Origin of the sequence: Micromonospora sp. NPDC049523 (genome assembly GCF_040676775.1) — a bacterium.
Classification (GTDB): domain Bacteria; phylum Actinomycetota; class Actinomycetes; order Mycobacteriales; family Micromonosporaceae; genus Micromonospora_G.
On record NZ_JBFAPP010000004.1, the window covers coordinates 251066 to 276783 of the forward strand.

The 25718-nt window shown below is 70.8% G+C and carries 27 protein-coding genes; 14 read left to right on the forward strand and 13 right to left on the reverse strand.

Features of this window, described 5'->3' with window-relative positions; all coding sequences use genetic code 11:
* The first annotated feature begins 74 nt into the window (after positions 1-74).
* A complete protein-coding gene (locus AB0J90_RS07945) occupies positions 75-359 on the forward strand; it encodes a F0F1 ATP synthase subunit epsilon (RefSeq protein WP_363593358.1) in 285 nt (94 codons plus the stop codon).
* Between the two features lie 12 nt (positions 360-371).
* Positions 372-827: a DUF2550 domain-containing protein gene (locus AB0J90_RS07950; RefSeq protein ID WP_326562856.1), complete on the forward strand. Its 456-nt coding sequence runs from the start codon at positions 372-374 to the stop codon at positions 825-827.
* Positions 828-992: 165 nt separating this feature from the next.
* Here the strand turns inward: AB0J90_RS07950 and AB0J90_RS07955 are convergent, their stop codons facing one another.
* Positions 993-1640 (reverse strand): SAM-dependent methyltransferase, encoded by a 648-nt coding sequence (locus tag AB0J90_RS07955; protein WP_363593360.1) that lies wholly within the window; start codon positions 1638-1640, stop codon positions 993-995.
* A 121-nt stretch (positions 1641-1761) separates the two neighbouring features.
* On the opposite strand from AB0J90_RS07955, the gene AB0J90_RS07960 reads away from it, so the two are divergent.
* The 3 genes from AB0J90_RS07960 (at position 1762) to AB0J90_RS07970 (ending at position 4569) form a co-directional block, all read left to right on the forward strand.
* Positions 1762-2976, forward strand: coding sequence for a histidine kinase (locus AB0J90_RS07960; protein WP_363593362.1), 1215 nt, complete (start codon positions 1762-1764; stop codon positions 2974-2976).
* A complete protein-coding gene (locus AB0J90_RS07965; RefSeq protein WP_363593364.1) occupies positions 2973-3692 on the forward strand; it encodes a response regulator transcription factor in 720 nt (239 codons plus the stop codon). Before AB0J90_RS07960 ends, AB0J90_RS07965 begins: the two co-directional genes overlap by 4 nt.
* Before the next feature lie 112 nt (positions 3693-3804).
* Positions 3805-4569: a DedA family protein gene (locus tag AB0J90_RS07970; protein WP_363593366.1), complete on the forward strand. Its 765-nt coding sequence runs from the start codon at positions 3805-3807 to the stop codon at positions 4567-4569.
* A gap of 17 nt (positions 4570-4586) precedes the next feature.
* Here AB0J90_RS07970 and AB0J90_RS07975 read toward each other — a convergent pair whose 3' ends face one another.
* Entirely contained in the window at positions 4587-5159 is a 573-nt protein-coding gene (locus AB0J90_RS07975; RefSeq protein WP_363593368.1) for a cob(I)yrinic acid a,c-diamide adenosyltransferase, read from the reverse strand.
* Here AB0J90_RS07975 and murA point away from each other — a divergent pair.
* Positions 5158-6759 (forward strand): UDP-N-acetylglucosamine 1-carboxyvinyltransferase, encoded by a 1602-nt coding sequence (gene murA / locus AB0J90_RS07980; RefSeq protein WP_363593370.1) that lies wholly within the window; start codon positions 5158-5160, stop codon positions 6757-6759. The genes AB0J90_RS07975 and murA overlap by 2 nt on opposite strands.
* Before the next feature lie 117 nt (positions 6760-6876).
* A complete protein-coding gene (locus AB0J90_RS07985; RefSeq protein ID WP_363593372.1) occupies positions 6877-7725 on the forward strand; it encodes a 3-hydroxyacyl-CoA dehydrogenase family protein in 849 nt (282 codons plus the stop codon).
* Between the two features lie 133 nt (positions 7726-7858).
* Here AB0J90_RS07985 and AB0J90_RS07990 read toward each other — a convergent pair whose 3' ends face one another.
* The 4 genes from AB0J90_RS07990 to AB0J90_RS08005 form a co-directional block, all read right to left on the reverse strand.
* Positions 7859-8695, reverse strand: coding sequence for an ABC transporter permease (locus AB0J90_RS07990; protein WP_363593374.1), 837 nt, complete (start codon positions 8693-8695; stop codon positions 7859-7861).
* Complete coding sequence (locus tag AB0J90_RS07995) at positions 8692-9540, reverse strand: ABC transporter ATP-binding protein (protein ID WP_363593376.1); 849 nt, start codon at positions 9538-9540, stop codon at positions 8692-8694. Before AB0J90_RS07995 ends, AB0J90_RS07990 begins: the two co-directional genes overlap by 4 nt.
* Positions 9541-9604: 64 nt before the next feature.
* A complete protein-coding gene (locus AB0J90_RS08000) occupies positions 9605-10537 on the reverse strand; it encodes a polysaccharide deacetylase family protein (protein WP_363593378.1) in 933 nt (310 codons plus the stop codon).
* A 69-nt stretch (positions 10538-10606) separates the two neighbouring features.
* Positions 10607-11224, reverse strand: coding sequence for a DUF4126 domain-containing protein (locus AB0J90_RS08005; protein ID WP_363593380.1), 618 nt, complete (start codon positions 11222-11224; stop codon positions 10607-10609).
* A 241-nt stretch (positions 11225-11465) separates the two neighbouring features.
* Here AB0J90_RS08005 and nucS point away from each other — a divergent pair, with 241 nt between their 5' ends.
* The gene (nucS, locus tag AB0J90_RS08010) at positions 11466-12125 is read left to right on the forward strand and encodes an endonuclease NucS (RefSeq protein ID WP_363593382.1); all 660 of its coding nucleotides are present in this window, start codon (positions 11466-11468) and stop codon (positions 12123-12125) included.
* Positions 12126-12245: 120 nt separating this feature from the next.
* Here the strand turns inward: nucS and AB0J90_RS08015 are convergent, their stop codons facing one another.
* Together AB0J90_RS08015 and AB0J90_RS08020 are read right to left on the reverse strand one after the other, a co-directional pair.
* Complete coding sequence (locus AB0J90_RS08015; protein ID WP_363593384.1) at positions 12246-12932, reverse strand: class I SAM-dependent methyltransferase; 687 nt, start codon at positions 12930-12932, stop codon at positions 12246-12248.
* 81 nt (positions 12933-13013) lie between these two features.
* Positions 13014-14513, reverse strand: a complete 1500-nt coding sequence (locus AB0J90_RS08020; protein WP_363593386.1) for an aldehyde dehydrogenase family protein — start codon at positions 14511-14513, stop codon at positions 13014-13016.
* Positions 14514-14727: 214 nt separating this feature from the next.
* Here AB0J90_RS08020 and AB0J90_RS08025 point away from each other — a divergent pair, with 214 nt between their 5' ends.
* The 4 genes from AB0J90_RS08025 to AB0J90_RS08040 all read left to right on the forward strand — a co-directional run bounded on the left by AB0J90_RS08025 (position 14728) and on the right by AB0J90_RS08040 (position 19104).
* A complete protein-coding gene (locus tag AB0J90_RS08025) occupies positions 14728-15264 on the forward strand; it encodes an FHA domain-containing protein (RefSeq protein WP_363593388.1) in 537 nt (178 codons plus the stop codon).
* 117 nt (positions 15265-15381) lie between these two features.
* Positions 15382-16434, forward strand: a complete 1053-nt coding sequence (locus tag AB0J90_RS08030) for an alpha/beta hydrolase (protein WP_363593390.1) — start codon at positions 15382-15384, stop codon at positions 16432-16434.
* A complete protein-coding gene (locus AB0J90_RS08035) occupies positions 16431-17342 on the forward strand; it encodes an alpha/beta hydrolase (protein WP_363593392.1) in 912 nt (303 codons plus the stop codon). Before AB0J90_RS08030 ends, AB0J90_RS08035 begins: the two co-directional genes overlap by 4 nt.
* Positions 17343-17427: 85 nt before the next feature.
* Positions 17428-19104: a 3-hydroxybutyryl-CoA dehydrogenase gene (locus AB0J90_RS08040; protein ID WP_363593394.1), complete on the forward strand. Its 1677-nt coding sequence runs from the start codon at positions 17428-17430 to the stop codon at positions 19102-19104.
* On the opposite strand, the gene AB0J90_RS08045 is transcribed toward AB0J90_RS08040, so the two are convergent.
* Both AB0J90_RS08045 and AB0J90_RS08050 read right to left on the reverse strand, forming a co-directional pair.
* On the reverse strand, positions 19094-20188 hold the full coding sequence (locus AB0J90_RS08045; RefSeq protein ID WP_363593396.1) for an Ig-like domain-containing protein: 1095 nt from the start codon (positions 20186-20188) through the stop codon (positions 19094-19096). The two genes, AB0J90_RS08040 and AB0J90_RS08045, sit on opposite strands and share 11 nt — an antisense overlap.
* Positions 20189-20483: 295 nt before the next feature.
* Complete coding sequence (locus AB0J90_RS08050) at positions 20484-21608, reverse strand: FG-GAP-like repeat-containing protein (protein WP_363593398.1); 1125 nt, start codon at positions 21606-21608, stop codon at positions 20484-20486.
* Between the two features lie 180 nt (positions 21609-21788).
* Between AB0J90_RS08050 and AB0J90_RS08055 the strand changes: the two genes are divergently transcribed.
* Both AB0J90_RS08055 and AB0J90_RS08060 read left to right on the forward strand, forming a co-directional pair.
* On the forward strand, positions 21789-22115 hold the full coding sequence (locus AB0J90_RS08055; protein ID WP_363593400.1) for a hypothetical protein: 327 nt from the start codon (positions 21789-21791) through the stop codon (positions 22113-22115).
* A gap of 82 nt (positions 22116-22197) precedes the next feature.
* Entirely contained in the window at positions 22198-23019 is an 822-nt protein-coding gene (locus AB0J90_RS08060) for an alpha/beta hydrolase (RefSeq protein WP_363593402.1), read from the forward strand.
* Positions 23020-23053: 34 nt separating this feature from the next.
* Here the strand turns inward: AB0J90_RS08060 and AB0J90_RS08065 are convergent, their stop codons facing one another.
* From AB0J90_RS08065 to AB0J90_RS08075, 3 genes are read right to left on the reverse strand one after another with little or no spacing between them, the layout of a single operon-like run.
* Positions 23054-24016 carry a glycosyltransferase family 2 protein gene (locus tag AB0J90_RS08065; RefSeq protein WP_363593404.1) on the reverse strand — a complete coding sequence of 321 codons (963 nt, stop codon included), beginning with the start codon at positions 24014-24016 and terminating at the stop codon, positions 23054-23056.
* The gene (locus AB0J90_RS08070) at positions 24013-24855 is read right to left on the reverse strand and encodes a glycosyltransferase (RefSeq protein ID WP_363593406.1); all 843 of its coding nucleotides are present in this window, start codon (positions 24853-24855) and stop codon (positions 24013-24015) included. The genes AB0J90_RS08065 and AB0J90_RS08070 overlap by 4 nt, the downstream gene beginning before the upstream one ends.
* Entirely contained in the window at positions 24852-25694 is an 843-nt protein-coding gene (locus AB0J90_RS08075; protein ID WP_363593408.1) for a glycosyltransferase, read from the reverse strand. Before AB0J90_RS08075 ends, AB0J90_RS08070 begins: the two co-directional genes overlap by 4 nt.
* Between the last annotated feature and the right edge of the window lie 24 nt (positions 25695-25718).

Below are 25718 nucleotides of genomic sequence, written 5' to 3' on the forward strand. Positions count from 1 at the left end.
CGCCACCCGCCGTGGGAGCGGGACGGATACGCGACTAGACTCGGTGGGATCCCGTAGCTATACAAGGAGACAGCGTGGCAAATCAGCTACACGTCGAGCTCGTAGCCGTCGAGGAGAAGGTCTGGTCCGGCGACGCCGAAATGGTCGTCGCGCGGACGACCGAGGGCGAGCTCGGAGTGCTGCCGGGCCACGCTCCGCTGCTGGGCCAGCTCGCCGAGCCCGGCCAGGTCCGGATCAAGCTCGCCGGTGGTGAGCAGATCACGTTCGAGGTGGCCGGTGGCTTCCTCTCGGTGACCGGCGAGGGCGTCACCGTCCTAGCCGAGAGCGCCACCCCGGTTACCGCCGCTTCGACCCGCTGACCCGGCACGTCGGTGCTGGTTCTGGAGTGGATCGGGGTCGGCGCGCTGGTCGTGCTCGCCGGCCTGCTCGTACTCTTCGTCCGGCGTGCCCTGGTCACCCGCTCGGGCGGCATAATCCGGCTCAGCGTACGGGTGTCGACGATGCTCGACGGCCGGGGCTGGTCGCCAGGTTTCGGGCGGTTCACCGACGACGAACTGCGCTGGTACCGGATGTTCAGTTTTGCCATCCGGCCCAAGCGGGTGCTCGCCCGTCGGGGGCTCGCGGTGGAACGTCGCCGACTGCCCGAGGGCCAGGAACAGTTCTCCATGCCGGCCGACTGGGTGATCCTGCGGTGTACCAGCCACCAGGCACCGGTGGAGATCGCGATGGCGCAATCCACGGTGACCGGGTTTCTGTCGTGGCTCGAGGCCGCCCCTCCGGGGGCGGTCTCGCCGCGTCTGGGGGCTCATGATTGGCCTGCTGCCTGAGGGTGCTCGTTGGGGGTTGGGCCTGCCGTGCCCGGCTCCGAGCGGTCAGGCTTGATCTCTCCGCCGGGCACGGCAGGCCTAACCCAGAACCTTGTTCGTCGACGCCCGGTCCCGTTGGGGACCGGGCGTTTGCGGCAGGGTGATCGCTGTGCGTGAGTGCCCTGCTCAGGTGGTGGTGCCGGTGTTGGTGGCGGCGAGGCCGGAGTGCGGGCGGGTGGGTCGGATCGGGCGGCGGCAGTGGTAGACGAGTGCGGGGGGAAGGTTTCCCCAGACCGTACGGCCCAAGGTGACCTCTTCGAACCGGGACCTGAGTGCGGTGCGCAGGCGCTGTGCCGGCGGGGTCCAGATGGCGAACAGGTAGGCGAAGGTGGTGAACGCGCCGTCGTCGGCCAGCCCGTCGGCGACCGCGTCGAGCAGGTTCTGCTGCAGGTCGTTGTTGAAGGCGGCCCAGGGCAGGCCGCTTACGATCACGTCGGCTTGGTGGTGGCCCCGTGCTGCCAGCAGGTCGCGGAGCTTGCGGGCGTCGTCGGAGATGACGTCCACCGCCGGGTAGCGCCGACTCAACGCACCGGCGAAGTCGGGGTTGATCTCGATGGCAAGCTGGTGGCCGCGCCCGCCGAGCCGGCGCTGAATCTCGCCGGTGAAGGAGCCGGTGCCGGGCCCGAGTTCGACCACCACCGGATCACCCGTACGCGGAACCGGTGCGGTGATCTTGTCTGCCAGCGCCCGTGAGCTGGGCGCGATCGCACCCACCGACATCGGCTGGCGGACAAACTGGGTCAGGAACGTTAATTTCTCATTGGCCACGGCCACCAAAATAGGCGATGACCGTCCGTACCCGGTCGTCCGGATGGTCTGAACTTCGGCCACCCGGAGGAGGCGGACCGACCGGTGGCCGGACCGGCTGCCCGCGCCCGCTACGTATCGTTGGCGGGTGCGAACGGGGCGGTGGCGGTGGGGTCCTGATCTGTTGCTCGGCCTGGTCGGGCTCGCGCTGGTCGCGGCCAACGGCCTGCTCGGCTGGGCCGAGATGCAGGACAACCCGGTGGTCGCCGGCCTGGCCACCGCGACCGGGCTCGCGCTGTTCGGGGCACGGCGCTGGCCGTGGCCGACGATGGCGGTCGAGGCGACCCTGCTGGTGGTCGCCGACGCCGTCGCACCACCGAACAGTGTCATCACCCAACTCGGACTGGCGGTCGCGTCGGCCGTGGTCGGCTACCGCTCGCGCTGGGTGGGCAGCGCCACGGCGTTCCTGGTGGCCCTGGTCGCGACCCTGATCGACGTGGTCGACCCTGCCAGTGACCCGCTGGAGCTGACCGACAAGCAGGCGACGGTACGGGTACTCGCCATCGCGGCACTGGTCGGCGCGCCGATCGTGTTCGGCCGGTACCTGCGCCGGCAGCGCGACGCCACCCTGGTCGCCGAGGAACGTGCCTGGGAGGCGGAGACCCGGCGGGCGGCGGAGAACCGGGCGGCCCGGCTCGCCGAGCGCACAAGTATCGCCAGGGATCTGCACGACATCGTCGCCCACCACGTCAGCGCCATCGCGTTGCAGGCCGGTGCCGCCCAGTTCGCCGCCCGGCACACCGGCAAGGTCGACGACGCGGTGGTGGCACTCGGCGAACTGCGCGGTACGGCCGGTCGGGTGCTGGACGAGCTGCGTGAGCTGCTGGAGGTGTTGCGCGACCCGGATGCGGTCGAGGCGACCACGGTGCTCGTGGAGCCGGAGCAGATCTTCCGGGACGCGGTCCGCCAGGTCGAGGCGGGCGGGCTGGAGGTCCGGCTCGCCGGTGCGGAACTGGTGGCCGGTGCGCCGCTGGTGGTGCGTACGACCGCGGCCCGGGTGATCCAGGAGGGGCTGACCAACGCGCTCAAACACGCCGGCCCCGGTAGCTCGGTTTCGGTGCGGCTGTGCCGGGAGGACCGCGGCCTGCTGGTCGAGGTCGTCGACAGCGGGTCCCTACGAGCCGGCCCGGTCGCGTCGGCACTGCCGCCGTCGGGGCACGGACTGGCCGGCATGCGGGAGCGGGTCGGGCTGCTCGGGGGTAGGTTGGCCGCCGGTCCCGCCGACGGCGGCGGTTGGCGGCTGACGGCCCACCTACCGGTCAAGGAGACCCCGATGATCCGACCGGTGAAGGAGAGCCGATGATCCGCGTACTCGTGGTGGACGACCAGGCGCTGGTTCGCGCGGGCGTCGCGCTGCTGCTGCGTACGGCCGGGGGTTTCGACATCGTCGGCGAGGCCGCTGACGGATCGGAGGCGGTACGCCTGGCCCGACGGCTGCACCCCGACGTGGTGCTGATGGATCTGCGGATGCCGAGGATGGACGGGATCGAGGCGACCCGCCGGATCCTCGACCACCATCCGGCCGCCAGAGTGCTGGTGCTCACCACGTTCGCCGACGACGCCAACATCTACGGCGCCCTGGGTGCCGGCGCGATCGGTTACCTGGTCAAGGACGGCGAACCGGAGGCGCTGATCGAAGCGGTCCGGCGCGCGGCCGGCGGGGAGTCACTGCTGGCTCCGCCGGTGCTTGCCCGCATCGTCGGGCGCGCCCTGTCCGCGCACCGCGAGGAGGCCCAGCGGGATGCCGAGCAGGTTTCCGCAGGGCAGCGGCGCCTGCTGACCGAGCGGGAGCGGCAGGTGCTGGCCCTGGTCGGGGTCGGGCTCTCCAACGCGGAGATCGCGGGTCGGCTGCACCTGGGCGTCACCACGGTCAAGACCCATGTTTCGGCCGCGATGGAGAAGCTACGGCTGCGCAACCGGGTGCAGGCCGCGGTGGTGGCCCACCGGCTCGGGCTGGTGGACGACGGGTTCAACCTGGTCGAGGAGTCCGACCCGGCCTGTTCACCGGCACCCCGATGATTGCCGTACCCCGGCGGCCGGCGTCCCCTAGGGCTGCCTCCGGCCACCCGGAGGAGGTCCCTCGGCCGGCTGGACGACGTGGCGGCGTACCGGTGGGCGTCAGGGTAGCCAGGTGGAGATCATCAGCGCCTTCGTCGACTGGCTCGCCGGGTTGTCGACCGGTTGGCTGTACCTGACCGCGGCCGCCGTACTGGCCGCAGAGGTGGCGGTGCTGCCGGGCATGGTGCTGCCGGCGGCCACCACGATGCTCACCGTCGGTTTCCTGGCCCGCGCCGGTGACCTGGACCCGGCCACCGCCCTCGTGGTGACCAGCCTGGCGGCGATGCTCGGGGACCATCTCGGCTTCCTGGAGGGGCGGCTGGTGGGGCCGCGGCTGCGGCGGGGTCGGTTCGGCCGCCGGATCGACGCGGGGCGGTGGGAGCGGGCGGAGCGCCTGCTGACCACCGGGGGCGGCCCGGCGATCGTGCTCGGCCGGTGGACGCCGTACGTGCGGACCCTGGTGCCCCGGATGGCGGCGATGGCCGGACTGCCGTACCGGCGGTTCGCGGTGTACGACGCCGCCGCGGTGCTGGTCTGGGTGCCCGGCATCTTCCTGATCGGCTATCTCGCCGGTGCCTCGTACCTGCGCATCGGTGGACTGGTCGGCACGGTCGCGGTGATCGTGGTGGCCGTGGCCGGGCTGGTCGCCGCCGGGGTCTGGGCGCGGCGCCGTCGGGGTCGGGGCCGCGCCCGCCGTGACCGGGAGTCCGCCACAGGATGCCGGGGACGGGTACGCCGTGCCCGGTCGCCGCTGCGGCGGCGCGGCCCGGACCAGGGGCGGCGCACCCGCCCGGACACCCGTACGGCTCGGCCGGAGCGGGACCGGTCCGGGTGGTGATCAGCCTCGGGTGGGCGTCACTTCCGGCCGCCGGGGACCCATAGCACATCGCCGTCGGGATTGGCCGTTCTTGCCAGGATGAACAGCAGATCGGATAGCCGGTTGAGATACTTTGCCGGAAGGATGCTGGTTCGTTCCTGATCGTGGTTCACCAGTGCCCAGGCCGCTCGTTCGGCGCGCCGGGCCACCGTGCGTGCGACGTGCAACAGAGCCGCTCCCGCGGTGCCGCCGGGCAGGATGAAGGAGTCGAGCTTGCCCAGTTCCGCGTTGTACTCGTCGCACCAGGTTTCGAGCCTGGTCACGTACTCCTCGGTCACCCGCAACGGGGGATACGCCGGATCCGGTTCGACCGGCGTGGCCAGATCGGCGCCGACGTCGAAGAGGTCGTTCTGGACCGCGGCCAGCACCGTACGCAAGCCTTCGTCGAGTTGGCCGAGCGCGAGCGCCACCCCGATCGCGGCATTGCACTCGTCCACGTCCGCGTACGCGGCGATCCGCGGATCGGTCTTGTCGACCAGTTCGTTGTTGCTCAGCCTGGTCTGGCCGGCGTCGCCGGTCCTGGTGTAGATGCGGGTGAGGTGAACGGCCATGACGGACAGCGTACGGAGGTCCGACGGCGAGCCGCCCACCCAGACGGTGACCGGTGACGGAGCCGACCCGACCGGCGTGTTGCCGGCTGACTGGCCGGCGGCCGGGGTGACCGCGGAGGTGGCGGCCGACTCTACGATTGCCGACGTGGACGTGATCAGGGTCAGCGGCGGCGCCCGGCTCGCCGGTGAGGTGCACGTCGTGGGTGCCAAGAACTCCGCGTTGAAGCTGATGGCGGTGGCCCTGCTGGCGCCCGGCCGCAGCGTGATCACCAACGTGCCCCGGATCACCGACATCGCGATCATGGGTGAGGTGCTGCGTCGACTCGGCTGCGAGGTCTCGTTCGGCGAGGACAACGGCACGTCGACCGGGACCATCGAGGGCATTCCGGTGGTCGGGGTGGCCGACGGCGTACCGGTGGAGGTGCCGCCGGTGGACGGCGCCGGACCGGTCCGCGACGTCGCCTCGACGGCCAGCGGTGAGGCCCAGGCCGCGGTCGACCTCGGTGCGCTGCCCGGCCGGGCCCGTACGGTCACCATCGACGTGCCGGCGGAACCGGGCACCGACGCCGACTACGACCTGGTACGGCGGCTGCGCGCGTCGATCTGCGTACTCGGGCCGTTGCTGGCCCGGCGTGGTTATGTCCGGGTGGCCCACCCCGGTGGCGACGCGATCGGCTCCCGTGGGCTGGACATGCACGTGTCGGGCCTGGCCCGGATGGGCGCCGAGATCTCCGGCTCGCACGGCTTCGTGATCGCCTCGGCACCGAACGGGCTGCGCGGCGCGACCATCTGGCTGGACTTCCCCAGCGTCGGCGCGACCGAGAACCTGGTCATGGCCGCGGTGCTGGCCAAGGGGACAACGGAGATCGACAACGCGGCCCGCGAGCCGGAGATCGTCGACATCTGCACGATGCTCTCGGCGATGGGAGCCAAGATCGAGGGAGCCGGCACCTCGACCATCCGGATCGAGGGCGTCAGCGAGTTGCGCCCGGTCCAACACCGTACGGTCGGGGACCGGATCGTCGCCGGCACCTGGGCCTTCGCGGCGGCCATGACCCAGGGGGACGTGACCGTGACCGGCGCGAGCCCGAGCTTCCTGGAGATCGCGCTGGACAAGGTGATCTCCGCCGGGGGACTGGTCGAGACCCGCACCGACGCCTTCCGGGTACGGATGGACCGGCGTCCCACCGCCGTCGACGTGGTCACCCTGCCGTTCCCCGGCTTCGCCACCGACCTGCTGCCGATGGCGATCGGGATGGCCTCGGTCAGCGAGGGTGCCTCGCTGATCACGGAGAACATCTTCGACGGGCGGTTCATGTTCGTGAACGAGATGGCCCGGCTCGGCGCCGACATCAAGACCGACGGGCACCACGCCGTGGTACGCGGCCGGGAACGCCTCTCCAGCGCCCCGGTCCGGGCCACCGACATCCGGGCCGGCGCCGGCCTGGTGATTGCCGGCCTCTGCGCCGACGGGGTCACCGAGATATCGCACGTGCACCACGTCGACCGGGGCTATCCGGACTTCGTCGCGGACCTGCGCGCTCTCGGCGTCGAGGTCGAACGCACCACCGCACCGGCCGAGCAGAACTTCTCGCTCTGACTCCCTGTCCACCCTCGCCGCCGTCCCACCCGCTGCTCGTCCGCGTCGCCTGAGGTGTCGTTCAGGTCGGCGGATAGAGTGCGGTGAGGACAGGCGTACCAGGGGAGGAGCAGGCGGATGGCGGGTCGACTCGCGGTCATCGGGGCCGGACTGATGGGTTCGGGCATCGCACAGGTGGCGGCGCTGGCAGGTTGGCAGGTGACGCTCCGGGACCTGGACGACGCGGCCACCCAGCGCGGCCTGGACGGCATCCGTACCTCGCTGGAGAGGTTCGCCAGCAAGGGCAAGATCGAGGCCGGCGAGGTGGAGGGCACCCTGGGCCGGATCAGCCCCACCACCGACCTGGACGCGGCGGCCGACGCCGACCTGGTGGTCGAGGCGGTGTTCGAGCGGCTGGAACTCAAGCAGGAGGTGTTCCGCGAACTGGACCGGATCTGCCGGCCCGACGCGGTCCTCGCGACCAACACCTCGGCGATCCCGGTCACCCAGATCGCCGCGGTGACGAAGCGGCCGGAGTCGGTCGTCGGCACCCACTTCTTCTCACCGGTGCCGATGATGCAGCTCTGCGAGCTGGTACGCGGCTACAAGACCAGCGACGAAACGCTCGCCACCGCCCGCGCCTTCGCCGAGGAGATCGGCAAGACCTGCGTCGTGGTCAACCGGGACATCGCCGGCTTCGTCACCACCCGCCTGATCACCGCGCTGGTCATGGAGGCGGTCAAGCTCGTCGAGTCCGGCGTCGTCTCCGCCGAGGACCTCGACATCGCCTGCAAGCTCGGCTTCGGCCACGCCATGGGCCCGCTCGCCACCACCGACCTGACCGGCGCGGACGTGCTGCTGCACGCGACGCAGAACATCTACGGCGACACCGGCGACGAGAAGTTCTTCCCGCCGGAGTTGCTCCAGCGCATGGTCACCGCAGGGGACCTGGGTCGCAAGAGCGGCAAGGGTTTCTACTCGTACTGACGGGCTCGTCGTGGGGGCTGTGGCCCTCCGTGCCCGGCTCCGAGCGGTCAGGCTTGATCTCTCCGCCGGGCACGGAGGGCCACAGCCTTTCGCAGGTCAGGGCACGTGCGTTGGTGCGGCGTCGTGGACTGCGTCAGCCGTCGCGTTTGGTGGTCCAGCGGAAGGTGCGTAGGCAGAGGACCAGGCCGATGACGCACCAGGCGGCCAGGACGAGGGCGACCTTGCCCAACTCGTACGAGCCGGCGGGCTCCTGGGCGCCGAACGAGTCGGGCAGGAAGACCGAGCGCAGGCCCTGGCACATCCACTTCAGCGGGAAGATCGCCGCCACCTGCTGCATCCAGGTCGGCAGGTCGGTGAAGACGAAGAAGACGCCGGAGATGAACTGGAGGATCAGGGCGACCGGGGTGACCGTGCTGGGTGCGCTCCGGCCGCTGCGCGCCAGCGAGGAGAAGGCGATGCCGCAGAGGGTGCAGGCGGTGATGCCGAGGGCGGATACCCAGCCGAAGGTGAGCCACCTGGTGGCGGTGTCGGGCAGTTTGAGGTCGAACAGCAGCACGGCGACGGCGAGCAGGAGCACCGTCTCGGCGACGCCGATGACGGCGACCATGATGGTCTTGCCGGCGAAGTAGACCCATTTCGGCATCGGGGTGCCGCGCAGGCGCTTGAGTACGCCGCGGTCGCGTTCGATCGGGATCTGGATGGCCAGGCTCTGGAAGCCGACGGTGAGCAGGCCGGTGGCGATCATGCCGGTGACGAAGTACTGGGTGAACTTGACGCCGCCGCCGATCTCGCCCTTGAAGATCGACGCGAAGGTCAGGATCAGGACCACCGGGAAGAGCATGGTGAAGACCACCGACTCGCGGCTGCGCAGGAACTGGCGCAGTTCGAGTCGTCCCTGACGCAGGCCGAGTTCGATCGGGCTGGTCCGGCTTGGCACCGCTACCGGAGCGGCTTCCGTGGTGGTGCTCATGACTGTCCGATCATCCGCAGGTAGACGTCTTCCAGGGTCGGGCGGGTCACGGTGAGGCCGGGCACCTCGCCGCCGTACCGCGCGGCCAACTCGGCGATCAGGGCCGTCGGCGTCGCGCTCTCCGCCCGCTGCGGCGTCCCGTCCGGCGTACGCCAGGAGACCACCGGCAACGCCTGCTGCCGGTTGCCCAGCTCGGCCGGGGTGGAGACCTCGACGAGCTGGCCGGCGGCGATCACGCCCACCCGGTCGGCGAGTGATTCCGCCTCGTCCAGGTAGTGCGTGGTCAACACGATGGTGGTGCCGGCGGCGGCCAGGTCGCGGATCAGCTCCCAGAACTCGCGTCGCGCCTCGGGGTCGAAGCCGGTGGTCGGCTCGTCGAGGAAGAGGAGTTCGGGGCGGCCGATGATGCCCAGTGCCACGTCGAGCCGGCGCTTCTGGCCGCCGGAGAGGGTGTGCGTACGGGCACGGGTCTTGTCGGTGAGCCCGACCCGACCGATCACCTGGCGCGGATCGTCCGGATTAGGGTAGAACGCGGCAAAGTGGTCGACCACCTCGCCCACGGTCAGGTCGTCGAACTCGCCGGTGCCCTGGAGCACGATGCCGACCCGGGAACGCCAGTCCCGCCCGGCGGTGTTCGGGTCGACGCCGAGCACGTCGACCTCGCCGCCGTCGCGGTGCCGATAGCCTTCGAGGATCTCGACCGTCGTCGTCTTGCCGGCGCCGTTCGGGCCGAGCAGGGCGAACACCTCACCGGCCCGGACCGTCAGGTCGAGGCCGGCGACGGCGACGTGCTCGCCGTACGACTTGCGCAATCCCCGTACGGAGATCGCGAGCTGGTCACTCATGACGAACACTATGCGCGCCGGTGACAGACCGTGGGCAGCGGGGGTCCGGCCACCCCGGAGTGGCTCAAGATCCGCCCAGGACCTCGGAGAGTGCTGCCGGGACCAGGTCGCGCTCCCGCAGGCCGGCCAGGATGTGCGGCAGCGCCTCGTCGGTCATCGCGGCGTTCGCCTCGGTCACGTGCATGATCACCACTGAGCCCGGCCGTACCTTGTCGAGCACCGCCCTGACGATCGGCTGCCAGGCGGTGGCGAATGGGTCGCCGCTGACCACGTCACCGTCGACCACGGTCAGGCCGAGCGGGGCGAGTGCGGTGAGGGCCGCGGTGTCGTGGCAGAGACCGGGGAAGCGGAAGTAGCGGGTCTGCCGGCCGCCGTACGGCTCGATCACCCGGAACGTCTTGGCCACGTCCTCGGTCATGCTGTTGGCCGGCACCCGGGGCAGGTCGTAACAGTCCCCGGTGAACGCCAGGTGCCCGTACGTGTGGTTGGCCAGCTCGAAACGCGGGTTCTGGGCCAGCCGGCGGGTCAGGTCGGGGTAGCGCTCGACCCACTTGCCGGTCAGGAAGAAGGTGGCCGGCAGTTCTTCCCGTTCCAGCAGGTCGATGATCTTCAGGTTGGCGTACGACTTCACCTTGCCCGTACGCAGGCTGTGCAGCATCGAGTCGGTCATGTCGGCGTCGAAGGTGAGGGCGACCCGGTTGCCCGTACGCGGTCCGTTGTCGACCACCGGTGGCCTGGTCCCCGCCCGCGTAGCGCCGGGGACGGTGGTACCTGGCGCGGCGCTGCTGGGCTTGGTCGTGCCCGGCTTGGTGGCGGCTCCGGTCGGGGTGGCGGCCGGACCGATCGCGTGGGTGCCGGGGCCCGGTGTGCCGCCGGTGGACGGCGCACGATCCGGGGGCGACAGTGTTCTGGTCAGCCCGACAGCGGCGGTGGCGGTGCCGAGGACGGCCACCGCCACCAGTACACCCAGCAGTAGCCGGGACCGGGGTCGACTCACCGGGCAGATCATTCCAGAAGTGAGGAATGCTCATGGCCCTATCCGGAGCCCTTCACCCGTTGGTGCTGCTCAGACGCGGAAACCTGCGGCTCGGGCGGCCTCCCGTTCACGTTTGCGCTCCCGTCGGCGGCGCAGCAACCAGGGCACCAGGATCGCGAAGCCGACCAGGAAGACCAGCACCAGCACCGGCAGGACGATCGCCACCAGCGACACGACCACGCTGGTCGCGTCCTCGGCGGTGCTGGCCACCGGGGCGCCGAAACCGGCGGTGCCAGCGTTGATCAGCGGCCGGGCCGCCGACTTCACCGCGTGTACGCCGAACGCGATCAGCATGCCGGTCACGATCGGCACCCACTGGTTGGAGGAGAAGAAGCTCCCCGGGTCGCTGACCGTCACCGTCTCGGAGCTGGAGCCGGCGCTGAACGCCAGTCCACCGGCGGTCGGCCGGACCACCGTCTGCACGAGATCGTTGACGTGGTCGACCACCGGCACCTTGTCGGCCACGAACTCGACCGCGAGCAGCACCGCCAGGATCGCTAGCACCCAGCCGTTGGAGAGCCACTGCCAACCGCTGGGCAGGTCGATCAGACCGGTGAACCGGGACAGCAGTCCCATGAGCAGCAGGGGGATGTACGCGTTCAGGCCGGATGACGCGGCCAGGCCCGTACCGGTGAGGGCTTCCAGCACGCCGTCAGCATCTCATCGACGCGCCACTTCCGCTCAACGAGCGGCCCAGGGCTTGTGGCGGTAGCTCGTTCCGTTCGGTGGGCGGCTCGCGGCGTGCGGCTCGTTCCGTTCGGTGGGCGCCTCGCGGCGTGCGGCTCGTTCCGTTCGGTGGGCGGCTCGCGGTGGGCGGCTCGTCTCCTTCGGCAGGCGCCTTGCGGCGTGCGCGGCGGGCGGCGGCGGGGCTCTCCGCTACCCTCGTCGGGTGCGGTTGGTGATAGCGCGATGCGCAGTGGACTACGTGGGACGACTCTCGGCGCACCTGCCGCTGGCCACCCGCCTGCTGATGGTCAAGGCGGACGGGTCGGTGTCGATCCACGCCGACGACCGGGCATACAAGCCGCTCAACTGGATGAGCCCGCCGTGCAAGCTCGAAGAGGCGCCCGGCGTGTGGCGGGTGGTGAACAAGGCCGGCGAGGAACTGCGGATCACCCTGGAAGAGGTTTTCCAGGACACCTCGTACGAGCTCGGGGTGGACCCCGGCCTGCGCAAGGACGGGGTGGAGGCGCACCTGCAGGAGTTGCTGGCGGCGAACCCGACCACCCTCGGCGACGGCTTCACGCTGATCCGCCGGGAGTACCCGACCGCGATCGGCCCGGTCGACCTGCTCTGCCGCGACGGCGCATCGGCCACCGTGGCGGTCGAGGTGAAGCGGCGCGGCGACATCGACGGCGTGGAGCAACTGACCCGCTACCTGGAACTGCTCAACCGTGACCCGCTGCTCGCCCCGGTGCACGGCGTCTTCGCCGCCCAGGAGATCAAGCCGCAGGCCCGGGTGCTGGCCAGCGACCGGGGCATCCGGTGCGTGGCCGTCAACTACGACCGCCTGCGCGGCATCGAACGCGACGAGCTGACCCTCTTCTAGCTCCCACCGCCCACCACCCACCACCCACAATGCTGGCACCCAAAGCGCTAACCCGGACCAGAGCGTTGATCATGAAGTTAGCGACAGGAAATCGACCGGGATCTGTCGCTAACTTCATGATCAACGCGCCAAGCGGGCTGGGGTGGGTTGGGGGGCGCCGAGGATGGCGATCAGGGATTTGGGGAGGGTGGCTAGGCGTTCGATGCGGATGTGGGAGCGGGGGAAGTAGTGCCGCATCTGTGAGCGGTCGACCAGTTCGGTCCAGAGCACCTGGCGGATCGCGGCCTCGTGGTTCTTCGCCGGGGAGTGGGCCAGCGGCCACTTGCGGGCCATCAGGGTACGGAGGCGGACCGGCAGGAACTGCATGCCCGGGGCGATCCAGTGTGGCTCGATCGGGAAGTACCGGTACGGGGTCTGCACCCAGTGTGCGTTGCTGAGCAGGTGCACCGTCTCGGCGAACCGTACCCGGCGTTCGTGGCCGCCGACGTGTTCCAGTACCGAGTTGGAGAAGACCAGGTCGTAGCGGCGGTCCAGGATGCCGGGAGGAAGTGCGCAGGCGTCGCCGTGGTCGACCTCGGCCCAGGCCGGGATCTCGGACGGCGGCTTCTCCAGGTTGACCACGTGTACGTGCTTGGGGCGGACGGTCGCGCGGGCCCAGGTCTCGACGCGGCCGCCGAGGTCGATGACGGACATCTGGGCGAGGTCGGGAAACGTCTCGACCAGCCAGTCCGCTCGTCGGCTACGACGCCGGGCGGCGAACGAATCTTCGCTCTCGACCAGGCGCGACCGCAATCCGTGTATGCCCACTCGACGGAATGTAGGGGTCGGTCGGCTTGGGCCGGTATATCCGAAACGCCTATTCATAGAGCACGATCGGTCCGGTAAGGGTCACCGACCGTACATAAACTTGACGGCTTTTGCGATTTTTGCGACCTGTGCCGGAGTGCGGTCGAAGGTCGTCGAGGGCAGCAGCGACGGTCCACGTCGTACGGTGATCGCCTTGGCCCGGCCGAACTCGCGCAGCCCGTCGTCGCCGTGGATCCGCCCGAAACCGGAGTCGCCCACCCCGCCGAAGGGCAGTGTGGACATCCCGACGAAGGTCAACGACGAGTTCACCGCGACCATCCCGGAGCGCAGCCGCCCGGCGATCTCCACCGCCCGGCGCTTGCCGAACACCGAGCCGCCGAGCCCGTACGGCACCGCGTTTGCCCTGGTCACGGCGGTGTCGGCGTCCTTGACCCGGCTGATGGTGAGGGTCGGCCCGAAGGTCTCCTCGCGGACCGCCAGGGCATCCTCGGGTACGTCCACCAGGATGGTCGGCCGGACGTACGGCGGCTGCACCGCGTCGGCACCGCCGAGCACCGCGCGACCGCCCCTGGCCAGGGCATCATCGATGTGGCGACGGATCACGTCGAGCTGTCCGGGCATGGTGATCGGGCCGAGATGTGCCTCGGGTTCCGACCCCACGGTGAGCTTTTGTGCCTTCGTCACCACCCTGGCCACGAAGTCGTTATAGACGGCCTCCACCGCATAGACCCGTTCTATCCCGATGCAGGTCTGGCCGGCGTTCGTCAGCGCACCCCAGACCGCCGCGTCGGCCGCCGCGTCCAGGTCGGCGTCGGCGTCCACGATCATCGCGTCCTTGCCGCCCGCCTCCAGCAGGACCGGCGTCAACGACTCGGCGCACGCGGCCATCACCTTCCGTGCGGTCGCGGTGGAGCCGGTGAACGCCACCTTGTTCACCCCGGCCCGGCAGAGCGTCGCCCCGACGTCGCCGAGCCCGTGCACCGCCTGGAGTACGGGCTGCTCCGGCACCACTTCGGCGAAACTGTCGACCAGCCACTGCCCGACCGTCGGGGTGTACTCGCTCGGCTTGAGCACGACGGCATTTCCCGCGGCCAGCGCGTACGCCATCGAACCGATCGGGGTGAGCACCGGATAGTTCCACGGGCCGATCACGCCGACCACCCCGTACGGCTGGTATTCGAGCCGGCCGGAGAACTCGGCGACGATCAGCCGCGAGCGGACCCGCCGCCGGCCGAGCACCCGCTTGGCGTTGCGGGCCGCCCAGTCGACGTGCTCGATCGCCGAGGCGATTTCGACGATCGCGTCCGCGACCGGTTTGCCGCCCTCGGCGTGCACCAGGGCGGCAAGTTCGTCGATCCGATGGGCCAGCCGGGACCGCCAGCGCAGCAGCCGCACCTTCCGCTCGGCGAAGTCCAGCCCGGCCCACCAGGTCGCTGCCTCGCGCGCCCGAGCCACCCGCGCGATCAGGTCGTCGGCGCTGGCAACCGGGAAGCGGCCCACCTCCGCGCCGCTGGCCGGATGGGTGGAAATCAACTCGCCGTGGTCGATCACCGGTACGCCGGGACCCAACGGAGCCGTCATGTCGGAAGTGTAAACCTGAATAATACTCACGGGTAAGTCTCGGGGTGCCCACCGAACCGGTGAGCCGAATTAACCCGCCGGACGAGGAAGTCCATCCTGGGGTCAATGGAGATGGGAGCCGCTCGATGTCAGGCTGGTCCCGTGCGCCAAGGGGGGCGCGGTGGCCGGCACCGTGGGGGATGCCGGCCCGCAGACGTACGGGTGCGGAGAGTCGATGTCGGACGAGTTGAATCTTCTTCCACTGCTGACGGTGGTCAACGGCCCGTTGCGCGGGGCGAGCTTCCGGCTGCGGCCGGGTACCCGCCGGATCGGTCGCGACGAGGGCGTCGACATCGTGATCGACGACCGGAAGGTGAGCCGGCGGCACGCCACGGTGGAACTGGCTGACGGCCGCGCCCTGCTGACCGACTGCGGGTCCACCAACGGCACCTGGCTCAACGACCAGCGGATCTCGCAGGTGAGAGAGTTGCGCGACGGTGACCGGGTCCGGATCGGCCACGTCGAGCTGCGGTTCTTCGACCCGGCGGCGGCGCTGACCGACCCGGTCGGCGCGATCCGGTACACGCCCAGCTTTCCGCCGCCGGCACTCCGGGCAGTCGACGAGGCGTCCGCGTCGTCGACCGCCGCGGCGCTCGGTGCCCCGACCCAGATGATGGCGACCGGACCCCGGCCCGGCCGGCTGCTCTGGATCTTCGGTGGGGGCGTCGTGCTCGCCGGCTGGGCGGCCTGGGCCCTCCTGGTGTTGAACTAGGGAAATGTCCGCTTAGGTGTGGTACGGCGGAGCGGGGGGCGCCGCCATGCCGCTCCGGTCGCCTTATGTGGGGACGCCACACTGCAGGGCTCCCGAAGGAGTGGCACCATCGCGGGGATGGAAACCGAACAGGTGAACATCACCGCCCGGGGCATCACCCAGAACGTGCTCGTCGCCGGGCCGGCGGACGGCAGCCCGGTCCTGCTGATCCACGGCAACTGCTCGTCCGCCGACTTCTGGCAACCGCTGCTGCGCCACCTGCCGCCCACGCTCCGGATCGTCGCACCCGACCTGCGCGGCTACGGCGCCACCGACACCGCGCCGCTGGACGCCACCCGCGGCCTGCGTGACTTCGCCGACGACGTGGCCGCGTTGCTCGACGCGCCGGGCCTGTTCGGTTCCCCGGGCGCCCGACCGGTGGTGGCGGCCCACTCGATGGGTGCCGGCGTCGCCATGCAACTCCTGGTCGACCATCCGGACCGGGTCCGTGCGCTGCTGCTGGAATCGCCGCTGTCGCCGTACGGGTTCGGCGGCACCCGGGACCTGGACGGCACCCCGACCAGCGCCGACTTCGCCGGCACCGGCGCCGGTACGGCCAACCCCGACTTCGTCGCCCGGATCGCCGCCAAGGACCGGGGCGTGGACGCGCCGACCAGCCCCCGCAACGTCATGCGTACCGCGTACGTGGCCGACCCGGCTTCCTTCGGCGACGACGAGGAGTTGCTGCTGGACAGCATGCTCAGCACAGCGATCGGCGAGGCGAACTACCCCGGCGACGCGACCACCACCGACACCTGGCCGGGCGTCGCTCCGGGCACTCGTGGCGTGCTCAACACCATGGCACCGAACCACTTCCGGGTCGCCGACGAGCTGGTCGCCGTCGCGGTCAAGCCGCCGATCACCTGGGTACGTGGCGACGCCGACGCGATCGTCTCGGACACCTCGCTGTTCGACCTGGCGTACCTCGGCTCGCTCGGACTGGTTCCCGGCTGGCCCGGCGAGCAGGAGTGCCCGCCGCAGCCGATGGTCGGGCAGACACGGGCGGTGCTGGAGCGCTACGCGGCGGCCGGTGGCGCGTACCGCGAGGTCGTCTACGCCGAGTGCGGCCACTCGCCGCATGTCGAGCGTCCGGCCGAGTTCGCCGCCGCGCTGCTGGACCTGATCCTGTGAGCGGAGCGGAGACGCCGGAGGGCGCGACGCCGTACGCGCGGCGGACGGTGCCGGTGGAGGGCGGGGAGCTGACCGTCGGTGAATGGGGGCGGGGCGGCGACGGACCGCTGCTGCTGGCCGTACACGGGATCACCTCGTCCCACCTGGCCTGGTCGCTGGTGGGGGAGCGGCTCGGCGTCGATCACCGGCTGGTCGCCGTCGACCTGCGCGGACGCGGCGGCAGCCGGGACCTGCCCGGCCCGTACGGCATGGTCCGGCACGCGGCCGACCTGGTTCGGGTGGTCGAGGCGTACGGCGGCGGCCCGGTGGTGCTGCTCGGCCACTCGATGGGCGGCTTCGTCGCCGTCGAGCTGGCCCGGACTTACCCGGAACTGGTCCGGCGGCTGGTGCTGGTCGACGGCGGCGCGCCGCTGCCGGCACCGCCCGGTCTGGACGCGGACGCGGACGAGCAGACCATCTCGGCGCTGATCTCGGCCACCGTCGGACCCGCGTTCACCCGGCTGACCAGGACCTTCCCGGACCGGGAGACGTACCTGACGATGTGGCGGGAGCACCCGTCCTTCACCGACTGGACCCCGGCAGTGCAGCGGTACGTCGACTACGACCTGGTCGGCACCGCCCCCGAACTGCATCCGGCCTGCCGGCTGGAGGCGGCCGTACGGGACGCCCGCGACCAGTACGCCTATCCCGGTGTCAAGCCGTCGGCGCTGCCGGTGCCGGCGGTCTTCCTGCGGGCGCCGCGCGGCATGCTCGACGAGCCGGACAAGCCGCTCTACCCGGCCGGGTACGCCGCGCACTGGCTGCCCGGCACGGTCGAGGAGACGGTGCCCGGCGTGAACCACTACACCATCGCCCTCGGTGCCGGCGGCGCCGCGGCGATCGAGGCGGCGGTCCGGACCGGCGGCTGACCCGCCGGGCGCTCCGTGGCAGACTCGCCGCAGAAACTTAGCGGCCGTTCACCCGTCGGGCGGCCCGGAAGCGGTGGAGGCGGCTGTGGCACGCGAGATCACCAACGTCGGCGTCATCGGCCTGGGCACCATGGGCGCCGGGATCGTCGAGGTGTTCGCCCGCAACGGCATCGACGTACTCGCGGTGGAGATCTCCGAGGAGGCGCTGGAGCGGGGGCGGGCGACCCTCACCGGTTCCACCGACCGTGCGGTCGCCCGCGGAAAGCTCGCCGCCGAGCAGCGTGACGCGCTACTCGGCCGGGTCACCTTCGCCGTCGGGCTGGCCACGCTGGACGACGTCGACCTGGTCATCGAGGCGGTACCCGAGCGGCTCGACCTCAAGCGGCGGCTCTTCGGCGAACTCGACCGGATCTGCCGGCCGGACACCATCCTCGCCACCAACACCTCCTCGCTGAGCGTCACCGAGATCTCGGTCGCCACCACCCGGCCGGCGCGGGTCGTCGGTATGCACTTCTTCAACCCGGCGCCGGTGATGAAGCTGGTCGAGGTGATCCGGACCGTGGTCACCGCCCCCGAGGTGGTGGCCGACGTCGAGGCACTCTGTGCCCGGCTCGGAAAGGTAGGCGTGACCATCGGCGACCGGGCCGGCTTCATCGCCAACTCGCTGCTGTTCGGTTACCTGAACCAGGCCGTGGCGATGTTCGAGGCGCGGTACGCCACCCGCGAGGACCTCGACGCGGCGATGCGACTCGGCTGTGGGCTGCCGATGGGGCCACTGGCCCTGCTCGACCTGATCGGCCTCGACACCGCGTACGAGATCCTGGACACGATGTACCGGCGCGGGGGTCGGGACCGCCGGCACGCACCCGTACCGCTGATCCGGCAGATGGTCACCGCGGGGCTGCTCGGCCGCAAGTCCGGCCGTGGGTTCTACACCTACCAGGGGCCGGGGTCGGCTGCGGTCGTACCCGATGACCTGACGCCGCTGGCGGTCGAGCCGGCGGCCGGCGACAACACGCCGGGCACCGTCGGCCTGGTCGGCTCCGGTCCGCTCGCCAGCGCGCTGGCCGAGGTGTTCGCCGCGGCCGGCCACCGGGTGGTGGTCGCGTCCGGCGACGACCATCCGGACCTGGCCCGACTGGCCGAGGTCGACCTGGTGGTCGAGGCGATCGACGGCGACCCGGCCGACCGGCGGGCGCTCTTCGCCCGGCTCGACAAGGTCTGCCGCCCCGGCGCGGTGCTCGCCACCACCGCCGCCACCGGCCCGGTGATCGACCTCGCGATGGCCACCGGTCGCCCGGCCGACGTGATCGGGCTGCACTTCCCGCATCCGGCGCCGGACCGCCAACTGGTGGAGATCGTCCGTACCGTGCGCACCTCGGCGGAGACCGTCGCCACCGGGCGGACGGTCGCCGTGGCGCTCGGCCGGACCGGCGTGGTCTGCGACGACCGGGCCGGCTTCGTGGTCGACGCGCTGCTGTTCCCGTACCTGAACGACGCGGTGAAGATGCTGGAGGCGTCGTACGCGACCGCCGAGGACATCGACCACGCGATGCGGCTCGGCTGCGCGTACCCGGTCGGCCCGTTCGAACTGCTCGACCGGGTGGGGCTGGACGTGGCGCTGGAGATCCAGCGGGGCGTCTACCGGGCGGCACGGGAGCCGGGGCTGGCCCCCGCGCCGCTGCTGGAGCAGATGGTCACCGCCGGTCACGTCGGCCGGGGGACCGGCCGGGGCTTCCGGGAGGGGACCGTCAGCTCTTGACCCGGATCGTCACCCCGGCGACGTCGCTCTTGCCGTCGGCGGTGAGCCGGTAGACGAACCTGTCGGGCTGCGTGTGCTGGCCGTTCGGGGTGTACAGCACCGTACGGCGGCTGGTGATCTGGAGCTTGCCGTACTTCGGCTGGGTCACGATGGTGATTTTCGCGGCGTTGGTGGCGAGATCGTTCGCCAGCACCGGGATGTCGACCTTCTTGGTGCCCTTGGTCGAGGCCACGTCGTCGTCGGCGAGCGGTGCCGCGCCGAAGCCACCCCGGCCGTTGCCGATGAAGTGGGTGACCTCGCCGGTCGTGGTGTCGGTGGTCCGTACGTCCGGGATCCCGTCGCCGTTGGCGTCGAGCACCGCGATGCTCCAGTAGGAGTCGCCCACGGGATCCCCTTCGAGGTCGACCACGGCGCCGTTGTCGAGCACCACGACCACCCCGGTCTCGTACTCGCAGCCCCCGGCGTAGCTGATCACCACGTCGGTCGCGCCGTTGCGGTTGAAGTCGGCCAGCACGTAGTCGGGGTCCCAGCCGCACGGCCACTTGACCGGTCCGGGCACGAGTTGGCCGGAGGCGGTGTTGAGGTAGGTCAGGAAGCCGTCGCCCTGGTCGGTCCACTCGTAGACGTCCTGGCGGCCGTCGCCGTTGAAGTCGGCCAGCCCGATGTAGCTGGGCTGGTAGATCGCGTCGAATCCGGCGACCGGCTGGTAGTCGCGCAGCACCAGCAGGTCACTGTTGACGCCCGGCGGCCGGCCGTCGAACCAGGCCAGCACCAGTTCCACCGTGCCGTCGCCGCCGAGGTCGACGACAACTCCCATGTCCGGGCAATGGTCGTACTCGTTGTCGGGGTTGTCATAGAGGTAGGTGGTGGCGGTGCCGTAGCCGCCCGAACCGTTGCCGAGCGCCACCTGTACGCCGCACTGCCCGGGGCCGCCACCGGTCAGGACCGCGCGGTCGACGATGCCGTCGCCGTTCAGGTCGCCGTAGAGCGGTTCACCCTGATAACCGGCCATTGCCGCCGGTGCCGCACCCACCATGGCCATCGCCGTGGCGACCGCCAGTACCGTGATCCGCTTCCTCCACATGAGGTTGCCTCCGCGCTTCGTGCCGGCCCCGCAGACCGGCTGGTTCCCCGATATGCCGGTCCGTGACCGGCTGTTCACAGACGATGCCGCTTCGGGGGCCGATTCGGTACGCGTTGACGGTGATCTGTCTTTCGACCTGACCAGCCGGTCAGCCGGGCATCAACCGGTACGTCGATCGGGACGGTCGCGTACGGGCAGGCCGGCAACGGGTACGAGGCCGGGCACCCCGTACCCGAGCCGTACCCGGCCACGGTCGGCCGGAGAGTCGGCCGTGGTCGGGTCGTTCCGTGGTACGTCAGTTGGTGATCTTGATCGAGACCGCGGCGTCCGAACTGCGGCCCTGGTCGGTCAACCGGTAGACGAACCGATCGCTCTTTCCGGTTTTGCTGTTCGGGGTGAAGACCACGGTCCGGTTGCTGGTGACCCGTACCGTGCCGTACCTCGGCGCGGTGACGATCGTGATCTTCGCCTGCCTGCTGGCGGCGTCGTTGCTGAGCACCTGGATGCTCGTCTTCTTCCGGTTGCTCACGCTGACCTTGTCCGCCGCCGCCTTGGGGGTCTTGACGAAGCTGCCGTCACCGTTACCGACGAAGTACGTGACCTCACCGGTCACGGTGTCCCTGGTCACGACGTCGGGGATGCGATCGCCGTTGGTGTTCTGCACCTTGACCGTCCACATGTGGTCCCCGTACGGGTCGCCCTGTAGATGCCAGGCCACCCCGTCGTCGCGGATCGCCACCACTCCGGTGAAGTAGTCCGCGCATCCCTCCACGTAGGCGATGACCACGTCCATCGCTCCGTTGCCGTTGAAGTCGGCCAGCGTGTACTGCGGGCGGCCGGAACACCAGGCGATCGGGCCCGGGGTGAGACCGCCGTCGGGAGTGTTCAGGTAGGTGCTGAACCCGTCGCCCTGGTCGGTCCACTGGTAGACGTCCTGGCGGCCGTCGCCGTTGAAGTCGGCCAGCCCGATGAAGCTGGGCTGGAAGATCGCGTCGAAGCCGGCCGAGGCCTTGAAGTTCTCCAGGATCAGCAGGTCGTGCTCGACCGGATAGGGGCGGCCACCGAACCAGGCGAGCACGAGTTCGATGGTGTCGTTACCGCCGAGGTCCACGGCCACCCCGAGATCCGGGCAGCTGGCTTCCGCTCCGTCCAGCGTGAGGTACGGGTACCGCGTCGGAGGCAGGTAGCCGCCGCCGGACTTGCCCAGCCGTACGGAGACCGTGCAGTCGAGCAACGGGGCGCGGGTGACTGACGGGGCGCTCTCGAGCATGGCCTGGTCCACGAACCCGTCATGGTTGAGGTCGCCGACCATCGGTTCACCCTGACCCCCGGCCCAGGCCGCCGGTGCCACCCCACCCACCGCACCTACGGCGGCCACGGCGGCCGCGACGGCCACCACCGCTACGCGCTTTGCCCACATGAAGATCTCCTCGCCACACGGGTCAACCCCCGCAGAGCCGACCTCTATCTGGGACGTTAGGCGTCAATGGGTACAAGCGGTACTTTCTGACCGTGATCTGACATTCGCCTTGTGTAGTCAATATGGCGCATAACGCTGCATAATGCCGGCCGTGCCGGAAGCCCCGTATTCTTGCTCAACGTGAGCCCCCGTCGTAATCGACCCCGCGCCGAGGACACCGCCCCGCTCGACGGCGACCGGGCCCGGCGCGGCGTCGAGGCAGTGCAGAGCTGGCGAGACGGCGACTGGCAGGTACGTTCCATCACCGCCGGTGGCGCAGTCAAAACCTACCGTTGCCCCGGCTGCCAGCAGGAGATAACACCCGGCACGGCGCACCTGGTGGCCTGGCCGGCCGACGGTCGCGGCGACCTCACCGACCGCCGGCACTGGCACAACGGCTGCTGGCGGGCACGCGAGCGGCGTTCCCCCACCGTCGAACGCTCGCGCAGCGCTCCCAGGTACGGCTGAACCGCGTACCCGATCGGGGATCTTCGTCACGCTCCGCCCGTCCCGGCTGACGTCATCGTCCCGATCGAGCGAGACTTGACCGGTGAGCACAGCGATCCGCGCGTCGTCCATCCTGCCCGCGCGGCGGGAAGAGATCGAACTGCACACCGCAGACGGGCTGCGCCTGGTCGGCGAGTTGGCCCTGCCGGCAGACCGGCCACCGGTGGCCACCCTGGTCTGCCTGCACCCGCTGCCCACCCACGGCGGGATGATGGACAGCCACGTGCTGCGCAAGGCCGCCTGGCGGCTGCCCGCCCTGGCCGACCTGGCCGTGCTCCGGTTCAACACCCGGGGCACCAGCAGCGTGCAGGGAACCAGCGAGGGCACCTTCGACAACGGCGTCGCGGAACGGTACGACGTCGCCGCCGCGATCGAGTACGCCGAGTTCGCCGAACTGCCGAACATCTGGCTCCTCGGCTGGTCCTTCGGCACCGACCTGACCCTCAAGTACGGCTGCGACCCGGGGGTGAGCGGGGCGATCCTGCTCTCCCCGCCGCTGCGCTTCTCCTCCCCTGCGGACCTGACCGTCTGGGCCGAATCCGGCAAGCCGCTGACCGCGCTGGTCCCCGAGTTCGACGACTACCTCCGCCCGGACGAGGCACGCCGCCGGTTCGGGGTGGTCCCACAGGCCGAGGTGGTCGGGGTTCCCGGCGCCAAGCACCTCTGGGTCGGCGACGCCGAAACCGTGCTCGACGAGGTGGTCCGCCGGGTCAACCCGGCCGTACCGGTGCCGCTGCCGTCCAATTGGGACGGTCCGATGACCTTCGGCGACGCCAGCGCGTACGCCGACCGTACGGTGGCTGCCTTCGGTGAGCGGCCGGCGGGACTGCGACCGACGGATCAGACGCCGGGTGCGGCGAACTGAGCCGAACCGAAATCGCCGGTAGTGGTCGTCCGGGTCAGTTCGCGCTGGCCCGGGGCTCGACGACCTCCACCGCCGGCAGTTCCGCGCCGGCCGGCCAGCCGGCCAGCCAGGTACGACGCTCGGCCCACACCTCGCGCCAGTAACCGGCCCGCCCGGTGAGCCGGGCACCGGCGGCGCGTACCGCCACCCCGGTGGCCAACAGTGCCCGTCCGGCCGCCGCCCGCCGCCGTGGCCAGCGCAGCCGCAGGTAGGTGGCCTTGCCGCGGAGCAGCATCACCCGCTTGCCGACACCGGTCGAGGACGCGCCGCCGACGTGCACCACCCGCGCACCGGGCACCAGCACCGGAGACGCCCCGAGCAGAGTCGCCCGGTGACACAGGTCGATGTCTTCGCTGTACATGAAGTAGTCCGGCAGGAACCCGCCCAGCTCGGCGAAGAGGGAGCGCTGCAACAGCAGCAGGCAGCCGGACGCCGCCGGGACCGGTGCGGGCACCGAACGGTCGAGTCCCGGCAACTCCTCCGGATTGAACAGCCGGGACCGGCGGAACACGGTGGAAAGCCCGGTGGCGAAGCAGACGTAGCCCCACAGCGAGGGCAGGGCGAACGCCGAGCGCCCATCGTCGGTGTGGTCGGCGTGCAGCGTACGGCCGGTGTAGACCCGGTGCTCCGGATGCGCGTGGGCGTACGCGACGAACTCGCCGATGACGTCGCCGACCGGCTCGGTGTCGGGGTTGAGCAGCAGGATCCAGGTGCCCCGGGCACGCGCCGCGCCGACGTTCACCGCCCGGCCGAAGCCGACGTTGCGGGCCAGCCGGACCACCCGCGCCTCGGGGAACTCCTCGGTCACCGCGTCCGCCGAACCGTCGGTCGACGCGTTGTCGACCACGATCACCTCGTACGACCCGGACGGGCTCGCCGTACGGAGGGTGGCCAGCGCGCGCAGGATCAGGTCGCGAGTCTGGTAAGAGACGATGACAACGCTGACCGCCGGGCTCATCGGGAGGTTCCTTCCGCCGGGGTGCGACTGGACTCGTCCCGGCCCCAGCCCTGTTGGGTGGCGGTACGCCGGGCGGCGATCCCGGCCAGGACGGTCAGCGCCGCGTAGCAGACCCCGGCCGGCAGCAGCCACGGGCGCGGCAGCACCACGTCGACCAGCCAGGAGGCACGTCGGGCCCGGCGTACCCGATTGTCGGAGGCTCGCATGGCGGCGTTGCCGGCGCGGACCCGGCCGAGCCGGCGAAGCAGGTCCCGGGTCTGCCGCGGGGTGGCCACCACCGTGGTCACCGCGGTGATCTCCCGCTTCTCGCCCACCTCGAAGAGCGAGTCCAGGAACAGATCGTCCGCGACCAGGCCGGGGAACCGGTCGAAGCGGGCCCGACCGGCGGCGGAGAGCACGATGGCGCCACGGCCGAAGAGCGCGTCCCGGAACGCGGGCAGTCGGGAGTTGATCGCGTAGTAGGCGCGTACCGCCAGCGGGCGGCCGGTCACGTCCAGCCGCCGGGCCGGGGCGGCGGCGAGCAGCGCACCGGAGTCGACCGCCGAGGCGAGGGCCCGGGCGCCGGCCGCGGACAGTTCGATGTCGGCGTCGAGGTAGATCCGGGGAAACCGGGTCGCGGCCTCGTCACCGGCGTTCAACGCCGCCGACTTCGACGCCTCGACCAGTTCCAGCACCTGTACGCCGGGAACCGAGCGGGCCACCTCGGCGGTCGCGTCGGTGCAGCCGTTGGCCACCACCAGCACCTCGAACTCGCCCGGCGCGGCACCGTCGAGCAGCCGGTGCAGGCACCGGGGGAGTACCGCCGCCTCGTTGTGCGCGGCGATCACCACGCTGGTCACCAGGGTGCCCGCCCGGTCAGGGCGAGCCGGATCCGGCGGCTGACCGTACGCCGTCGCCGTCGCCAGCCCTGGTATTCCCGCAGGTCCAGCGGGGCGGCCTGGACCACCCGGGCGGAGTGGCGCATCTGCTCGGTCCACTCGGCGACCGTGGTGACCCCGGTCCGCTTCGCCGACAGCGGACGACGGGCCATGAAGTCGGCATCGGTCACGTAGATGGTGTGCGGGCTGCGCGGATCGTCCATGTGGTCCTCGGGCAGGAACGGGTGGTACCAGCCGTTGACCCAGCCGAGCCGGGCGGCGCGCAGGCACCAGGTGGTGAAGGTGTCCTGCTCGGCCAGCGGGCCCACCTGCCGGACCACCTCGCGCTTGAGCAGGTAACCGCTGCCCTGCACCCAGTGGTTGCGCAGCAGCCGGTGCCCACCGGGGTAGTCGGCCAGCTTCACCGCGACCAGGTTGTCGTCCACGTCCTCGTCCGGGAACCGCCAGGTGCCGATCACCCCGAACTGGGGTACGTCGTCGTGCGCCTGGCGCAGGGTCGAGATCCAGGCCGGGTCGGGCAGGCAGTCGTCGTCCACCTTGCTCAGGTAGTCGCCGGTCGCCTCCCGCCAGAGCCAGTTGGTCGGTTCACGCAGGCCGGCGTTGACCTCGCTGTGGTGGAACCGGTGCACCCTCGGGTGGTGGCGGAACTCCTCGACCGCGTCGAGCGTCGCCTGGTCGGTGCCGTTGTGCCAGAGCCACACCCGGCCGTCGGGCGGGCAGGTGCCGAGCAGGTGTGGCAGCGACAGCCGGACGTACTCCGGCCGGTCGTACGTGATCATGAGAATGTCGATACCGGTCACGCGTACACCTCGGTGGTTCGCTCG

What these genes read in the sequence shown, in the direction of transcription:
- AB0J90_RS07965 (WP_363593364.1), top strand. Translation starts at nt 2,973, where the DNA reads ATGATCCGCGTACTCGTGGTGGACGACCAGGCGCTGGTTCGCGCGGGC.
- murA (WP_363593370.1), top strand. Translation starts at nt 5,158, where the DNA reads ATGACGGACAGCGTACGGAGGTCCGACGGCGAGCCGCCCACCCAGACG.
- AB0J90_RS07975 (WP_363593368.1), bottom strand. Translation starts at nt 5,159, where the DNA reads ATGGCCGTTCACCTCACCCGCATCTACACCAGGACCGGCGACGCCGGC.
- AB0J90_RS07985 (WP_363593372.1), top strand. Translation starts at nt 6,877, where the DNA reads ATGGCGGGTCGACTCGCGGTCATCGGGGCCGGACTGATGGGTTCGGGC.
- AB0J90_RS07990 (WP_363593374.1), bottom strand. Translation starts at nt 8,695, where the DNA reads ATGAGCACCACCACGGAAGCCGCTCCGGTAGCGGTGCCAAGCCGGACC.
- AB0J90_RS07995 (WP_363593376.1), bottom strand. Translation starts at nt 9,540, where the DNA reads ATGAGTGACCAGCTCGCGATCTCCGTACGGGGATTGCGCAAGTCGTAC.
- AB0J90_RS08020 (WP_363593386.1), bottom strand. Translation starts at nt 14,513, where the DNA reads ATGACGGCTCCGTTGGGTCCCGGCGTACCGGTGATCGACCACGGCGAG.
- AB0J90_RS08025 (WP_363593388.1), top strand. Translation starts at nt 14,728, where the DNA reads ATGTCGGACGAGTTGAATCTTCTTCCACTGCTGACGGTGGTCAACGGC.
- AB0J90_RS08030 (WP_363593390.1), top strand. Translation starts at nt 15,382, where the DNA reads ATGGAAACCGAACAGGTGAACATCACCGCCCGGGGCATCACCCAGAAC.
- AB0J90_RS08045 (WP_363593396.1), bottom strand. Translation starts at nt 20,188, where the DNA reads ATGTGGAGGAAGCGGATCACGGTACTGGCGGTCGCCACGGCGATGGCC.
- AB0J90_RS08050 (WP_363593398.1), bottom strand. Translation starts at nt 21,608, where the DNA reads ATGTGGGCAAAGCGCGTAGCGGTGGTGGCCGTCGCGGCCGCCGTGGCC.
- AB0J90_RS08065 (WP_363593404.1), bottom strand. Translation starts at nt 24,016, where the DNA reads ATGAGCCCGGCGGTCAGCGTTGTCATCGTCTCTTACCAGACTCGCGAC.